The following is a 16,219-nucleotide window of genomic DNA, read 5'->3' as shown; positions in this document are numbered from 1 at the left end:
ATACCATTTAATTTGTTTTTAATTGGCAGGAGTAGCTACAAGTCTCAATACCGCCATTTTCATGCAGGAAACGCAAAATATCAAACCCGTCCGGAAGATTATCCATGTTGACATGGATGCCTTCTACGCGTCGGTTGAGCAGCGTGATTTCCCTGAGTATCGCGGTAAACCACTGGCCGTGGGTGGCTCTCCGACAGGCCGGGGCGTGGTGGCAACGGCCAGTTATGAAGCCCGTAAGTTTGGGGTAAGGTCGGCGATGCCTTCGCGGCAGGCAATCCAGCTTTGTCCGCAGATCATCTTCGTCCATCCACGGTTTGAGGTTTACAAAGCTGTTTCAAGAAGCATCCGCGAGATTTTTTCCCGCTACACCGACCTTATTGAACCGCTTTCGCTCGACGAAGCGTACCTGGACGTCAGCGAAGACAAAATGGGTGTAGGGTCCGCGATGGAAATTGCAAGGCAAATCAAGAAATCCATTAAAGATGAATTGAACCTGACGGCCTCAGCCGGCGTGTCGGTGAACAAGTTTGTGGCCAAAATCGCCTCCGACCTCAACAAACCGGACGGCCTGACGTTCATCGGTCCATCCAAAATACAAGCCTTTATGGACCAATTGCCCGTGGAGAAATTTCACGGCGTGGGCAAGGTTACCGCCGACAAAATGAAGGCTATGCAGCTTTTTACCGGCGGAGATCTGAAAAAACTGTCGGAGGATGAGCTCGTAGTCCATTTTGGAAAAACAGGCCATTTCTTTTACAGGATTGTGCGGGGCATCGATGACCGAGAAGTACAAACGCACCGGGAAACCAAATCCCTGGGAGCAGAAGACACATTTACCTACGACCTCACTACGCCCGACGAAATGTACAAGGAACTGGACCGGATTGGTGTAACCGTTGCTAACCGGCTCGAAAAGAACCAGCTAAAAGGCAGGACCGTTACCCTGAAAGTTAAATTCAGCGACTTCACCCAGATCACCCGCAACCACTCATTTTCTCACCCCATCGGCGACCTCGATACCATTACGGACACAGCGAAGCAATTACTGGACAAGCTTGATTTGCAGGAAAAACCTGTTCGACTCCTTGGTATTTCGCTTTCCAACTTTCACGAACCCGAAGTCAGACTGCGGAAATACAAAGACCCCGAGCAGCTCGAACTATTTCCATTCGGATCATAGCAACAACGCATCCACACGGTGCGCCTGCACCATATTTTCACATTTCGACCACGAGAATATGGTAAAGCGCCCATCCTGAGAAGCTACGAGTGCAATGGAATCGCGTTGATCGTATACAAATTGTGCTGCCGATAAGTGCCTCGTGCCGCCGTTTTGCACCGGATGCACCACCATGGCCGTGTTGCCGATGATAGGTTCGGTGATCAGGACCTCTTCTACCGGCTTCCCGGTGGCTGCGCGGCCGATCTTCGCGCCGAAAGCGAGCAGCTCGTAGCGGTCGTTGATGATCGTAGCACCGTCTACGGCTGTTAGCCCGGCCATATTATGTACTGCCGAGCTGAACTGATTTTGCCAGGTGATCGGGTTGGGGTCTTCCACATATTTTCGGTGTAGGTCGGCCAATTCGGAGAAAGGCGGTTGCACATCGTATGTGATCGGATGGATAATCGATTCCCGCCAGCGCTCTTTCCCCTTTGGCACCACCAACAATATCCCACCGCGTTCATGATTCCGCATCGAGGCTGCCAACTGGACAAGCAGGTTGGGATAATCGCTCCATAGTGTAGTGGAAGAAAAACCCATCAGAGAGTTGATCAGCGACGGGCAATCCTTCATTTTACGGCTTTCTTCATTAATGATCTTTACCTGATCCCCTTTCAACACAGCCACATTCACGAATTTGCCGAAACCTTCCACCCGGCGATGTTTCACCACCAGCATTCCCGGTTCGATCACTTCCAACACAAAACAAAGCCCGGGGATTACCCGCGTGGTACCCCATATCCGCAGCTCTCCGTCCTCGGGCCACACGCCCAGGTGAATGCCCGATCGTTCGACTGCGGGTGCCAGTTTTGTAAGGGTGTTAGCGGTCAATGCCAGTTTTTCAGAAAATATCAAAGGATGCTCGGCAGCTTCCGGCGGCAGATAGGCGATTGAAACCTTGGGTGAGCGCCCTTCTTCCCGGCGTAGGCTGGCCCAGAACGTCGTGTCGATAATGGCTTCGATGATCCGGGCATTGGGACGTGGTGCAAGTTCCTCCTGATAATATTGGGAAACTGAAACGTGATGCCGTTCGAAGTGGCTGGCAACCAGGGAGGCTACCGAACGGGCAGCCTTATAAGTAATGGCAGGCGACACTTCGCCAGTATCAAGAGAAAATATATCGGGATTCGGGATCATTTCTGGGCGGTTTCTTTGTGAACAACTACTTCTTTCAAAAAGTTGGGTTTTGTGCCCGCAGTCTGTTTTTTTCCTGTTTCTCTCATTCAATTTCCAACCAATCGGTTTGTCTGGGCATCGTATCATCAGGGGAGGCGCGGGAATTAATTAAAGGTCCCGGCAGTTGTTTCGCCAGATAAGCATTAATTTGCGCGTTAATCCAAAAATCCGGCTTCCGGCTTTTTATCTTCCGGCATATGGTGAGTATGCCAATAATTAAAGAATGAAAACGTACCTCAGATTATTATCTTTTGCACAACCGATTGCCCGATTTGCCATCCCTTACCTTCTTTGCACCGTTCTGGGAGTTATTTTCAACACGTTGAACCTGGCCCTTCTGGCGCCGCTCCTGATCACGTTGTTCAATAACCAGGCTGGCGATGTGATGCCAAGACCTGAAAACGGCTGGCTGGACCCTACGGGAATGCTCAATTACTACGCCCAGCAGGCCAACCTGCACTTCGGGCCGCATGGGGCATTGCAGGTTGTTTGCGCAGTGATCGTGTCGTCGGTATTGCTTTCCAATATTTTCAAATACTTTTCGCAGCGGATCATGGAAAACCTCCGGATCCACACGCTGCTGAACCTTCGGAAAAGGGTGTTCGACAACGTGATGAATATGCATGTCGGCTATTTCAGCAACCAGCGGAAGGGGGATATTATTGCAAAGATCGCCTCGGACGTACAGGCCGTACAGTTTTCCGTAACCAGTACTTTGCAGGTAGTTTTCAAGGAACCCTTGCAATTGATCGCATATGTGTTCATGCTTTTTGCAACCTCCGTGAAGCTGACGCTTTTCGCGATTCTGGTAATCCCTGTTTCGGCATTCCTGATTTCCAAGATCGTAAAAAGGCTCAAAGAGCAGGCAGCGCTCGCCCAGCATTATTTCGGGCTGATGATCAGCTATCTCGACGAGGCGCTGACGGGCATTAAGATCATCAAGGCTTTTAATGCCACCGAAAATATTAAAGCCAAGTTTCATTCAGAAAATATCCGGTATTCCGATTTGGGACGGAAAATGGCGAAACGGCAGCAGTTGAGCTCGCCCGTTTCCGAATTCCTTGGCGTTACTATGGTCGCGATCATCGTCTTGTACGGAGGCTCGCTGATCATCGACAACAATTCGGATCTCGATGTTTCCAAGTTTGTCGCCTACATCGGTATATTTTCGCAGGTAATGCGCCCCGCGAAAGCGCTTACCGATTCGTTTAGCTCCATTCACGCGGGTATTGCCTCCGGCGAGCGCGTGCTGGAACTGATCGACGAAAAACCTGAGATCCTCGATGCACCGGATGCGATCGATATGACAGATTTCAACGATTCGATCCGATTGGAAAATGTGTCGTTCTCCTACCCGACACGGCCGGTACTCAAATCTATTAATATTACTATTCCAAAAGGAAAGACGGTCGCATTGGTCGGGCCATCAGGCGGTGGTAAATCGACCATGATGGATCTCTTGCCCAGGTTCATCGACGCTGAAGCAGGCCAGGTACTGATCGATGGCATCAATGTAAAAAAGATCAAACAGGAATCTCTCTGGTCGATGTTCGGGCTCGTAAACCAGGAATCGATGCTTTTCAACGACTCCATTTACCAGAATATCGCATTCGGAAGTCCAGGCGCGACTATGGAACAAGTCGAAGCTGCGGCGAGAATCGCCAATGCGCATGAGTTTATCATGGAAACCGAGGAAGGCTATTTCAGCAACATCGGCGACCGGGGGATGAAGCTTTCAGGAGGCCAAAAACAGCGCATTTGCATTGCACGCGCCGTTTTGAAAAACCCACCGATCATGCTACTCGATGAAGCGACCTCCGCCCTCGATACCGAGTCGGAAAAACTGGTGCAGGAAGCATTGAACAACCTGATGAAAAACCGTACGTCGCTCGTAATCGCCCACCGGTTGAGCACCATCCAGAATGCGGACATCATACTGGTGTTGGAAGACGGGAGGGTCATCGAACAAGGCAACCATGCGAAACTGATCGCGCACGACGGGCTGTACAAGCGGCTGATCGACATGCAGCAATTTACCGATGTTTAAATGGAAAACCGGCTGCTGATATCCATTGCCCTATGCACTTATAACGGCAGTACATTCCTCCGGGAGCAACTGGATTCGATCCTCCACCAGCGTTATACACACTGGGAGTTAATAGTGGTAGACGATTGCTCAACGGACTCAACAAGGGATATTTTGCAGGAATATGCAGGAAAGGACTCCCGCATTGCGCTGCATTATAACCACCGAAACCTTGGCTATAATAAGAATTTTGAAAAAGCATTGGGTCTTTGCCAAAGCGAGCTAATCGCTATTTGTGATCAGGACGATATCTGGCATCCTGAAAAACTGGCAAAGCAGGTAGCATTGATCGGCAGCCATACAATGATTTACCACGATTCGGAATTCGTAGACAGCACTGGCCAAAGCATGAACCGGAGGATTTCCGACAAACTGAACTTGTACCGCGGTAATGAGCCGGAAGTATTTTTGTTTTTGAACTGTGTATCTGGCCATAGCATTCTTTTGAAAAAGAGTGTGCTGCAAAAATCACTGCCTTTCCCACACGGTTTCCATTACGACCATTGGCTTGCATTCAATGCCGCGTGCCTGGGCTCTATCGATTTCGTTCCGGAACCCCTGGTGAAATACCGCCAGCATTCGGCCAATAATACCGATCTGCTGGCATCAAAACAGGTTGAGAAAAAAGCGGCTCAAAAAGTAGCGGAGATGGGAAAGGAAAGTGAATGGCTCTTACTGTGCGCAAGGCAATGCACTGGCAGGTCAAATAACCTCATCACCGCATTATACAGGCAAAGTCTCCCGCGCAACGACGGCTTTTTGAATATGGCTTACGGCATGCTGATCTGGAAAAACCGGGGCACGTTGCTCAGCATCCTGAAAAAATCGGATACCAGCAAGTTTTTTTATACGCTCAGAAAAATCTGGGGCGCGAAAGTTAAATTGATAGGACAGTGAATAAGCAACCTGACTCTGCAAATCAGAATACGCAAGATCCCCTCGTTTCGATTGCATTGTGTGTTTACAACGGCGAAAAATACCTCAAAGAGCAGCTTGACACGCTCGTTAACCAGACTTATCCGAACATTGAGATCGTGGTTGTGGACGACGGCAGCAAGGACCGCTCACGCGAAATCCTGCGTAGCTACGAGGAGAAATATCCGTTTTTCAGGATTTACGAAAACGAAGTAAACCTGGGCTATGTGAAGAACTTCGAAAAAGCGATCACACTTTGCGAAGGCCAGTTTATAGCGCTATGCGACCAGGACGACATTTGGGACCTGGAAAAAATCTCAAAACAAGTGAGGGGCATTGGAGACAATCTGCTCATTTACCACGACTCGGCTTTCATGGATGAGCAAGGTAGGCAGATGACCTGGAAACGGAAAATGTCGGACATCATTCACCTGTATAGCGGCAGTGATCCGAAAATTTTCTTGTATTTCAATTGCGTTTCCGGGCATAGCATCCTGTTCAAGCGCGACCTGCGTGACGAATTCCTGCCATTCAATCCGGATCACTTCCACGACCACTGGATTGCTTACGTGGCGACCAATCTTGGATCCATTGAGGTCATTCCCGAAACACTTGTTCGGTACCGGCAGCATACCAGCACTTCCACCGACATTCTCAACAAACGGAAGAAGATCCGGAAAAACTATCACGAAAACCGGGATATCAAGAAGCTAAGAAAAGACCTTAAATGGGTTCAGCAATGCGCTTCGTTCAAGAAAAACCGAGACCAGCCGTTCCTTGACCAACTCAGGAGCCTTTTTGAACACAGGCTTGATACCTTCTTTTCATTTGAGTATGCCAGCCTGATCCGGGATAATTACGAAACGTTGTACTACATCCCTGTCTATAAAAAGTCTAAGAAAATGAGCTTCGTGTATAGGCAGATCTGGGGTTTACGTGCCAAACTGCTGTGGGCTAGGCTCTTTGCTCGTCCGGAAAAGGAAGAATATGTAGATGTAGTTTTAAAAGATGCAGAAAACCCTTGAAAACCACATGCGTCGACATTTGCTTCGTTTTGGCGCTATGCCAGAGCATCGTCTGGATTTGCCAGTAGCTGTAATTCCAGCGCATCATTTGCTCGACGAGCTTTTTGAATGACCTCTTTTCAGTAAAGTAAATTTCACTTTCTGTCATCTCCGACGTTGTCAGCGGCAATGCGTAACTCCACTTTTTGTGCAGTTTCAGGATTTGGTCGAGCCATTGCTTATTGAAATTTCCTTCGGAAGCATGCGTCATCAGCACATCGTAAGTTACCACGATTTTGTAGTGCGGGAATACGCTCAGACAGAAATCGAGATCGTAGCCGTGGAAAGCTGTCAGCACTTTACTATCGAACGGAAAACGGACTGCTATCTCCCTCCGGGTACAAAACCAGAGGCCATCCACACACACCACCCGGCTAAGACGTTCGTTACGCGGGTTATGATAGGCATGGATTTCATCCTTCTCGTTAAACTTGTAGCCCTGGAGCACATTCTGGTAAGATCTTTCTTCCGAATGGAATTCCAGCTGGTACCAGCCAGAGGGCGAGAGCGACTTGTATCCGCCCCCTGCCACGCCTACAATACCCATTTCCGGATCGCGCTCAAAAATTTCCGCAACGACACTGCCCCAATTCCCTGTTCTGATTTCAACATCCTCGTGCATGAAGCACACCAGATCGAACCGGGCCCTCTTTGCACCTTCATTGTAAACCTCACAAATTCCCCGGCGCGCTATGCGATTATCAATGGCAATAATTTCGTGGGGTATACCAACTGTATTGCGGATATTTTCAGAAACTTTGGACAGCTCAGCCTGGTTAGCCGAGCAAATAATAATGGAGATCATGGCATATACTTGAATTGGGGCTAAAAATAACGCCAAAATCACTAATCCGGATGCGTTTACCTATTATTCCAGTAGAATATGGCCACTTCCGGCATTTATAGGTAACCAAAAACAATTTGCCTTTCCATGAAACGAGTACTTATCCTGCTGCTCCTCACCTGCGCAACGTCCGCATTCGCGCAAGTCAAATTTGCCCGTCTTTTTTCCGACCATGTCGTGCTGCAACGTCAGAAACCGGTTCCTGTGTGGGGCTGGGCTAAGCCGGGTGAAAAAGTGAAGGTTACCCTTGCCGGGCAGTCGTTGGATGTAAAAGCAGATGCAGAGGGCAAATGGAAAGTTAGTTTTAAACCGCTGGAAGCAGGCGGCCCTCATATCCTGACGGCTACGGCCAAATCGGGCAATGCCACGGCCAATGACGTCCTGATCGGCGAAGTATGGCTTTGCTCAGGCCAATCGAATATGGAATGGCCCGTTTCGGCCGCCAAAAACTACGAAGAAGAGCGAAAAAATGCGGATTATCCGCAGATCCGGCATTTCCGCGTCGACCACGTTGTGGAATTGCAGCCTCAGCAGGATTTGAAAGCTGGCGAATGGAAAGTAGCAAATGCCGAAACGGTTGGCGGATTTACCGCAATTGGTTTTTTCTTTGCCCGCGAAATTTATAAAAAATTGAACGTACCTATCGGCATCCTGCATTCGTCTTGGGGAGGATCTCAGATTGAAGGCTGGATCAGTAAGGAAGCCATGCTTGGCAACGATGAATTACGTTCCTATGCTCAAAACATGCCTAAAACCTGGGAAGAGGCAGATTTGGTGATGGATAAAAAATTAAAAAAGCAACTTTTCAAAAAAGCATCTTACGATCCTACCTGGGAGGATGAGAAGAAATACCTTTCACCTGACGTAGATTTTACAGCCTGGCAAAAAACCGCCGATCCGATCGGGCAGTGGGATTGGAAAGGGCTGATGGGCTTCCGTGGCAAAGGATATATGGCCAGAGAAGTGAATTTCCCGGCAGATTTGGTCTCCAAACAGACTATGCTATCGCTCGCCGAAAACGATGGGCAGATTGAAGTTTATATTAATGGCAAACTGGTTCATGAAGGCACCAGCAAAGGTCCGCGAAAAATCGATGTGCCAGCCAACACTTGGAAAGAAGGTAAGAACGTGCTGATCGTCAAGACGGGCAATATGGTGGGCGCATCCTGGTTTGGTCCCGGAATGATGGGTTCAGCCAGTGACCTCTACATTGCCGACGGTACCCGGAAGATCGACCTATCGAAAGACTGGTTCCTTATGCCCGCATTTGCCGAAAAGCACGAGTATGCTCATTTGATGAACAATGTAGGCACAACGATTTACAATGCGATGATCGTTCCGTTGCTCCCGTTCGCCGTTCGCGGCATGCTTTGGTACCAGGGCGAGAGCAATGCAGGCCGGGCTTACCAGTACCGTCAATCGTTCCCGCTCATGATCAATGACTGGCGCAAGCTTTGGAACGACGAGTTTTCATTTTACTGGGTACAACTATCCAGCTACGGCACCGATCGCGACAGTAATAAAGGCAGCAACTGGGCGGAGCTTCGCGAGGCGCAGAACCTTACATTGAGCCTACCCAAAACCGGTATGGCTGTGAGCACCGACGTGGGCAACCCCAACGACATCCACCCCACCAACAAGCAGGATGTGGCCCACCGCCTGGCTACCAATGCGTTGAAATTAGATTATGGACAGAATATCCCTTATGCCTCCCCGCTTTACGATCAGATGCAGGTCGATGGCAGCAAGGCTGTGATTTCCTTTAAAAACGCGGAAAACGGATTGATGATCAAAGACCGGTACGGTTACCTGAAAGGCTTCGAAGTAGCAGGTGACGATAAAGTTTTCCATTATGCCAAAGCAGAAATCCAGGGTAATAAGGTGATCGTGTCCAGCCCTAAAGTGAGCAAACCGGTAGCTGTGCGTTACGCCTGGTCGGATGCGCCGGAAGATGCCAATCTGTACAGTACCGACGGTTTTCCCGCCAGTGCATTCAGGACCGACTCCTGGCCGGGCATGACCGTCAACGCCCGTTTTGAATAAATTCCTTCCGTCATTTGAGTTTAGATTTTTATGCTAAAACCCATCATATGGTGTATCGGCAGCGCTGCAATGCTACTGGCAGGTGCACAGAGTGTTTCCGACAAAAAAGATAAAAATAACCCGGGCCCGGGCAGCGAATGGCGCGAGTACCTCGGCGGCCCCGACCGAAACCATTATTCTCCTTTGACCCAAATCAACAAGGAGAATGTAAAAAACCTAAAAGTAGCCTGGACCTGGTCCATGCCCGACTCGGGACAAACGCAGGTGAATCCCATTGTAGTGAATGGCGTGCTGTATGGGGTAACGGCTACCGTGCAGGCATTTGCCCTCGATGCGGCTACCGGCAAGCAGCTTTGGATATTCGGTGATAAATCCAAAAACGGATCGAATACCAGTCGCGGGCTTACTTACTGGGAGGATGGCGACGACAAGCGCATCCTGCACGCCATGGGCGCATATCTGTATGCGCTCGATGCACGCACAGGCAAAATCATTGAGAGCTTTGGAGACAATGGGCGCATTGATTTGCATACCGGTCTGCCGGAGATCGCCAAAAACAAATACATGGTTTCCAATACACCGGGAACGATCTTCGAGGATTTGATAATCATGCCGCTGCGGCTCTCCGAGGATTCGGATGCTGCTCCTGGCGATTTGCGGGCATTCAATGTGCGCACCGGCAAGCTGGTATGGACGTTTCATACCATTCCATATCCGGGCGAATTCGGCTACGAAACTTTCCCTTCCGATGCCTACAAAAACACCTATACCGGTGCTGCGAACAATTGGGCCGGTACCGCCATCGATCGCAAACGTGGCATTTTGTACGTCCCTACCGGATCGGCAGGATATGACTTTTATGGTGGCAAACGCAAGGGTGCCAATCTATTTTCAAACTGCCTGCTTGCACTTGATGCCCGAACCGGCAAGCGTCTCTGGCATTACCAGACCATGCACCACGATATGTGGGACCGCGACCTTCCCGCCCCTCCCAACCTGATTACTATTACCCAGAATGGCCCTGACGGCAAACCGAGGAAGGTGGATGCCGTGGCCCAGGTCAGCAAACAGGGTTATGTATTTGTTTTTGATCGCGTTACCGGCAAACCGCTGTTCCCGATTAAAGAAGTGACCGCACCGCAGACCGCGCTTCCGGGCGAACATCCCTGGCCTACGCAACCGGTTCCTAGCAAACCGGCCCCATTTGCGCGGCAAGCCTACCCCCTGACCGACAATGACATCAGCGTCCACGCGCCGGACAGGGACTCCTTAAAAATCAAATTTAAAACTTATAAAAAGGCACTTTTCGCTGCCCCCAGCAAGGAAGGCACTGTGATCCTGCCCGGCTTCGACGGCGGCGCAGAATGGGGCGGTGCGGCTGCCGACCCGGACGAGGGCATTATGTATGTGAACAGCAACGAAATGGCCTGGATACTGACGATGAAGGATACGCCGAAGGAAAGCGAGCTTTCGAGCCTCAGCCCGGGCGAAAAAGTTTACACCGCTTACTGCGTTACCTGCCACGGCCCGCAGCGGAAAGGGAACGCCAAAAGCGGTTACCCGTCATTGATCGACATTGGAGCGCGCCGCGATAGGCCATTTGTAAACCAGTTGCTGACAACCGGCAAGGGTATGATGCCTGGTTTCACGATGTTGACCGCCGTTGAAAAGCAGGCGTTGGTTGCATTCCTGTTTGGTGATGAAAAAGTGGAGGCGGTTTCGGAAACGCCCGTTTCCAAGAAAGTATATTTGCCTTACCAAAGCACCGGTTACAATAAATTCCTCGATGCTAACGGCTTACCCGCCATTTCACCACCGTGGGGAACGCTTAATGCCATTAACCTGAACACAGGCCAGTTTTTATGGAAAATACCATTTGGCGAAGTCGAATCGCTGAAAGCCAAAGGTGTACCTACTACCGGCACTGAAAATTACGGCGGACCGGTGGTCACTGCAAGCGGATTGCTTTTTATCGCTGCTACCAAAGACGGGAAGTTCAGAGTGTTTGACAAAAAAACCGGCAAATTGCTGTGGGAAACGCAATTGCCGGCTGCCGGGTTCGCTACGCCCGCTACTTATGAAGCCAATGGGAAACAATACGTGGTGATCGCCTGCGGCGGAACCAAGCTGGGTACGAAAAAGGGCAACCAGTATGTTGCATTTGCGTTGGAATAACTAAACACCCGAGATCCACTCGCGGATTTTTTTCCGGCCGGCCTCGTCGGGCAACCGCCCTTCTCCGGCCCCCAGGTTATCGACCAGGTGCTTCACATCCGAAGTGCCTGGTATCACACAGGTGACGGCGTCGTTGCTGATGATGTATTTCAGAAAAAGCTGCGCCCAGCTTTTGATATCGTAATCTCCCGCCCAGGCCGGCAATTCCTTGCCCTTCACCGCCCTGAACAACGCGCCTTGCTCGAAGGGTTCGTTGATGATGACGGCAACTCCTTTGTCCTTCGCAGCTTTCAGCAGACTTTTTTCAGCATTCCGCGAACGGACGGAATAGTTAAATTGTACAAAATCGATATTTTCCGACTTCACGATCTGTTCCAATCTTGAATGGGAGGCGTCGGTGTAATGGGTTATACCAATATGGCGGATCTTCCCTTCGGCTTTCCAGTCTTTCAGCGTTTTCAGGTGCGTTTCCCAATCCTGCAAGTTATGAACCTGCATCAGGTCGATCTTTTTCCGCTTCATTTTCTGCAATGAAGCATTCATTTGATTAATCCCCTCCTGTTTGCCGGTAGTCCAGACTTTCGTTGCGAAGAAGAAGCGGTCGTTGAGTTTTAATTCGGTGGTCAGATCGCCAATTACCTGCTCAGCGCGCCCATACATAGGCGAGGCGTCGATTACTTTGCTGCCCATTTCCTGCATTTTTTGCAAAACTTCTTTTAATGGCGTCCGTTCCGCAGCCCCTGTTCCAATATCGAACTGCTGCCAGGAACCCAGGCCTATCACCGGCAGTCGCTCGCCTGTTGACGGGATTTTTCGTTCCAATATCATTTTGAGGTCGCCCTGTGCCGAGGAAGTTAACGGATCCAATGCCAAAGCGGCACCTGCAGCAGCCATACCGGCTAATGCCTCCCGTCTTGAAAAAATATGCTTCATTGCCTGATTAATGGGTTTTAAGGCGATTAAGATACAACAAAAATGAGTTGAAGGAATGGGAAGAGGCAAAAATGAGAAAAGGAGCCAGGATAAACCCTGACTCCTTTTGCTGCACTTCACACCAAATCTGAATCTATTACTTTTTTTCGATGGATACTCCGATTTTGTAATCTTCCAGCTTGGGTGATTTTGGAAGTTCTGGATAAGGAAGCACTTCACTGACTGATAGCAAATACGTAACACCGCCGAGCTTAAACTCCTGTGCATTGTCTTTCGAATCACCCTTGAATTCCAGATTCACATCCACCTGATTTGAAGTGTCAGAAACGGCAAGTACCAGTTTCGCACTTCCCATAGAAATGCAGGTTGCGTTAGCTGGGCACCGGCTGTCGTTCACTTCTTTCAGTTCAACCTTCAGATCGGTTCCCGAAGCTGAAACCTTGGTGGCCTGGCGATAGGGGACGCTGATCGAATTGAGTTCCGGCTGTGGTGTGCTGTCTTCCTTTTTGTCGCAGGCAATTGCTGCGATACAGAGAAATGCGAGTAAAATCGTCTTTTTCATGCTAATTGTATATTTGAATAATAATGCAGAGAAACTGAATGGCAGACATTGGTTGTAACCAGTCTATAAAAAATTAGACTTATTGGTGTATTTCTGTAATGCCAGCCAGAAAGTCCCTGAAAATCACAATTATTCTTATTCCAATGACCGTAATTTAACGGTATGTTAATTTGGCATACTTACTTTTACAGTCGAACACCTTAATCAGCAGGGTACAGCAAATCAGGAAATATGGTCTGGTACGAAGAGGAAGTACAGAGAGTCGAAAAAGAACGATCTACATTAAACTATGAACCCGAAACTATCTTTTACGGAAGTTCGACCTTTACATTGTGGACCGGTCTGTACCAGGATTTCGAAGATCTTAAACCTATCAACCTCGGTTTTGGCGGTTCTACGCTTGCGGCCTGCGTCTGGTTTTTTGAACGTATCATGACTTCCGTGACCTCCCCCCGGCGATTTGTGATCTACGCGGGAGACAACGACCTCGGCGACGGCCGGCATCCCACAGAAGTATTGCTGTTCTATCGCCAGCTGATAAGCCTGATCCGGGCACGTTTTGGTGATGTTCCCTGCTTTTTCGTCTCTATCAAGCCAAGCATACAGCGGTGGGAAATCATCGGGTCCATCAGAATGGCGAATGATCTGATTCTGGAGGAGATTGAAAAAGACGCACAGCAACATTATATCGATGTTTTTCCAATGATGGTTAACTACCAGGGCTACCCCAGAAAATCTCTTTTTGAGGAAGATGGCCTGCATTTGAGTGCGGGCGGGTATGCCATCTGGAAGAAATTGATCAATGATAGCATACACGATGTTCTTGAAACGGTTCAAAAAACCTCTTAACAATCCTGTTGGTCATGGAAAGGACGTATCACAAGTGGTTTAGTCCGAGTTTGGGCAAGTTTATGGAAATGCTCGTGTTCGGTCACACGGGCACACCGGTGATTTTCTTCCCTACCCGATCGGCCCATTTCTATGATTTTGAGAACTGGCGGATCATCGATGCGATGAAGGGTAAGATCGAAGCAGGTGAAATTCAGGTGTACTGCGTCGATAGTATCGATAGCGAGAGTTTTTACTCGGATGCGCCGCCGCCGTGCCGCATTGCCCGCCATATTCAGTATGAAAAGTACATTCTTGAAGAAGTTATCCCGTTTATCCGTGGTAAAAATAAAAAGCGGGAGCTGGTAGCGGCGGGGTGCAGCCTGGGTGGGTATCATGCGGTGAATATTGCATTCAAGCATCCGCAGCTATTCACCAAAGTGGTGGGGATGAGCGCCCGCTACGATCTTACACAACCTCTCCCCTTTTTCGCGGATCTTTTCGATGGGTATTTCGACGAGGACATCTACTTCAACATGCCGAACCATTTCGTACCCGGCATTTCGGACCCTGAACTTCTAAAAAAGCTCCGTGATCTGGAAATCACGCTCGTCATCGGCCGTGAAGACACATTTCTGGATAACAACCGCCATTTAAGCGATTCGCTCCATCAGATCAGTGTGCCGCATCAGTTTTTTATCTGGGAAGAAGAGGCGCACCGGCCACGATACTGGCGGGAAATGGTGAAGATTTATTTATAAATATTATTCTGTCCATTTTAACAGAGCCCACTCATTTGTGGAGCCGGAGATCAACAGGAAGGTTTTTTGCGGCGCTAGATAATACATTTTATCAATCGTAAACGGCAGGTCAAGCGAAGTTACCCTTTCTGGCTTATCGCTCATTCGGATCACATCCAGCCCGTGCATGCCCTTGTTGACAAAGAGGTAATCCTCAACAAGTTCGAATGACCTCATGGCCGTGGTGAAGGACACAACAGGGCTGAATGTTTTACCATCAAAATCATAAAATTTAATAAAGCCAAGACCGCCTACGAATAACCGCCCGCCGTCAGCCGAGAAAGTGATCTGGTAGCAGGTATTCGGTAGTTGATCAATTTTACTCGATTTAAGGAAACGGTCCCGGTCAAATGTCTGGCTATATAATTCGCCATAATTAGTGCCGTAAAGAAGCAGGTTTTGTTGCGGAGACAATGCTCTTCTGATAGGGTCTCGACCTTTTGTTTTGATTCTTTTCAACTCGACGAGCCGCTCTTCCTCCCATTTTAGTAACGCAATGCTTTTACCGGAAAAGAAAAGTAAGGCACCGTCATGTGCATAGTTAGCGACTGGTATATCCCGTGTCGACCTGTAAATTTCAGATTGTGTGAACCGGACTTGCTCGTCTCTGCTAAGCTGTTTGAAACCATCAACTCTTTTCTGCATTATTTCGCTGCGGAAATCGGCGCCAATACCCTCCCACTGATAATCCTCCCCGTCCAGATTGGCGATAAGTTCCAGTGAACCGTCAGCTCTCAATAGTACTACTTTGTTACTATCACCGAGCAGGAAAGCACTTTGACTCTCGAGTTCATAAATAAATCTTAAATGATTGCCTAATTGCGATGGTAGAATTTGAGATAATGTCAACTGCATAATAAATGATTTTAAAATACCCCACTCTTATACATTTCACTCTGTTTCAACCGATTTACCTCGGATTTAAAAGCTTCTGAATTTTTCTCGCCGTCAATGGCAATGAGGTAATCTTTTACCAGGAAATCTTCAATTGGTATTTCTTGAGACTGCATACAGGGCTGAATTTCGCGGACGTAGGAATAGCCATTTCCGGATTCTTGCAGGCACTCATAGAAAACAAGACGGACAAAAGCGGATTTGGCAGAAAGGAGCTGCGCATCGTAGTCGGAAAGCAAGTGCTGATTAACCGCAAGCGGCTTAGATGTAAATTCCAGTGTTTTATATAGTGTCATCTGCTCCCCATCCTTATTACCGAACCAGCATTCCAGTTTGACATTTACCAATGCCCGTGTATTGTTGGCAATGTGTAATGTAAGTTCCGCGCTGCGTTGCATAGGTAGCCAGGCATAGAGATCTCTCGCCTTACTTTTGAGTATCGGAAAGAGAATGAACCCCACAGGAATACAGAGAATGATGATACCAATGGTTTTGTTTTTCCAGAACAAAGAGGCGAGCAGTATTATGCCGAGGAGACCGGCCAGATAAAATATCCCGATCGCCCACCCGACCGAGCTATCACCGGTCGGCGCGGGTTTCACGAGATAGTAGACCGCCGCTATCAGAAGAATGATAGAAAAAATGCCCAGCAGGGCGAAGTAGGTAAGCTTAATCAT

General features: G+C 48.9%; 14 protein-coding genes. 8 read left to right on the top strand and 6 right to left on the bottom strand.

The genetic code is table 11. The features are described 5' to 3' along the window. The first annotated feature begins 61 nt into the window (after window positions 1–61). Complete coding sequence (dinB, locus tag LZD49_RS01310) at window positions 62–1,180, top strand: DNA polymerase IV (RefSeq protein WP_234666666.1); 1,119 nt, start codon at window positions 62–64, stop codon at window positions 1,178–1,180. Here the strand turns inward: dinB and LZD49_RS01305 are convergent. Beyond that, window positions 1,175–2,359, bottom strand: a complete 1,185-nt coding sequence (locus LZD49_RS01305) for a putative sensor domain DACNV-containing protein (protein WP_234665502.1) — start codon at window positions 2,357–2,359, stop codon at window positions 1,175–1,177. The two genes, dinB and LZD49_RS01305, sit on opposite strands and share 6 nt — an antisense overlap. A gap of 262 nt (window positions 2,360–2,621) precedes the next feature. On the opposite strand from LZD49_RS01305, the gene LZD49_RS01300 reads away from it, so the two are divergent. From LZD49_RS01300 to LZD49_RS01290, 3 genes are read left to right on the top strand one after another with little or no spacing between them, the layout of a single operon-like run. Continuing rightward, window positions 2,622–4,445 (top strand): ABC transporter ATP-binding protein, encoded by a 1,824-nt coding sequence (locus tag LZD49_RS01300; RefSeq protein ID WP_234665501.1) that lies wholly within the window; start codon window positions 2,622–2,624, stop codon window positions 4,443–4,445. Further along, entirely contained in the window at window positions 4,446–5,381 is a 936-nt protein-coding gene (locus LZD49_RS01295) for a glycosyltransferase family 2 protein (RefSeq protein ID WP_234665500.1), read from the top strand. After that, complete coding sequence (locus tag LZD49_RS01290; protein WP_234665499.1) at window positions 5,378–6,424, top strand: glycosyltransferase family 2 protein; 1,047 nt, start codon at window positions 5,378–5,380, stop codon at window positions 6,422–6,424. Before LZD49_RS01295 ends, LZD49_RS01290 begins: the two co-directional genes overlap by 4 nt. Here LZD49_RS01290 and LZD49_RS01285 read toward each other — a convergent pair. Further along, window positions 6,354–7,268 carry a glycosyltransferase gene (locus LZD49_RS01285; RefSeq protein WP_234665498.1) on the bottom strand — a complete coding sequence of 305 codons (915 nt, stop codon included), beginning with the start codon at window positions 7,266–7,268 and terminating at the stop codon, window positions 6,354–6,356. The two genes, LZD49_RS01290 and LZD49_RS01285, sit on opposite strands and share 71 nt — an antisense overlap. Window positions 7,269–7,394: 126 nt before the next feature. On the opposite strand from LZD49_RS01285, the gene LZD49_RS01280 reads away from it, so the two are divergent. Both LZD49_RS01280 and LZD49_RS01275 read left to right on the top strand, forming a co-directional pair. Continuing rightward, window positions 7,395–9,350, top strand: coding sequence for a sialate O-acetylesterase (locus LZD49_RS01280; protein WP_234665497.1), 1,956 nt, complete (start codon window positions 7,395–7,397; stop codon window positions 9,348–9,350). A 30-nt stretch (window positions 9,351–9,380) separates the two neighbouring features. Continuing rightward, window positions 9,381–11,525 carry a PQQ-binding-like beta-propeller repeat protein gene (locus tag LZD49_RS01275; RefSeq protein WP_234665496.1) on the top strand — a complete coding sequence of 715 codons (2,145 nt, stop codon included), beginning with the start codon at window positions 9,381–9,383 and terminating at the stop codon, window positions 11,523–11,525. Here the strand turns inward: LZD49_RS01275 and LZD49_RS01270 are convergent, their stop codons facing one another. Beyond that, window positions 11,526–12,458 (bottom strand): aldo/keto reductase, encoded by a 933-nt coding sequence (locus LZD49_RS01270; RefSeq protein ID WP_234665495.1) that lies wholly within the window; start codon window positions 12,456–12,458, stop codon window positions 11,526–11,528. A gap of 136 nt (window positions 12,459–12,594) precedes the next feature. Then, window positions 12,595–13,020, bottom strand: a complete 426-nt coding sequence (locus tag LZD49_RS01265) for a hypothetical protein (protein WP_234665494.1) — start codon at window positions 13,018–13,020, stop codon at window positions 12,595–12,597. Window positions 13,021–13,251: 231 nt separating this feature from the next. Between LZD49_RS01265 and LZD49_RS01260 the strand changes: the two genes are divergently transcribed. After that, window positions 13,252–13,869: a GDSL-type esterase/lipase family protein gene (locus tag LZD49_RS01260; RefSeq protein ID WP_234665493.1), complete on the top strand. Its 618-nt coding sequence runs from the start codon at window positions 13,252–13,254 to the stop codon at window positions 13,867–13,869. 14 nt (window positions 13,870–13,883) lie between these two features. Then, complete coding sequence (locus LZD49_RS01255; RefSeq protein WP_234665492.1) at window positions 13,884–14,609, top strand: esterase family protein; 726 nt, start codon at window positions 13,884–13,886, stop codon at window positions 14,607–14,609. 3 nt (window positions 14,610–14,612) lie between these two features. Here the strand turns inward: LZD49_RS01255 and LZD49_RS01250 are convergent, their stop codons facing one another. Together LZD49_RS01250 and LZD49_RS01245 are read right to left on the bottom strand one after the other, a co-directional pair. Next, a complete protein-coding gene (locus tag LZD49_RS01250) occupies window positions 14,613–15,503 on the bottom strand; it encodes a hypothetical protein (protein ID WP_234665491.1) in 891 nt (296 codons plus the stop codon). Window positions 15,504–15,514: 11 nt separating this feature from the next. Then, window positions 15,515–16,219 carry a hypothetical protein gene (locus LZD49_RS01245; protein WP_234665490.1) on the bottom strand — a complete coding sequence of 235 codons (705 nt, stop codon included), beginning with the start codon at window positions 16,217–16,219 and terminating at the stop codon, window positions 15,515–15,517.

Source organism: Dyadobacter sp. CY261 (genome assembly GCF_021440085.1).
Taxonomy (GTDB): Bacteria; Bacteroidota; Bacteroidia; order Cytophagales; family Spirosomataceae; genus Dyadobacter.
Note: the sequence above shows the minus strand (reverse complement) of the source record. Positions and strands in the feature narration are given on the sequence as shown.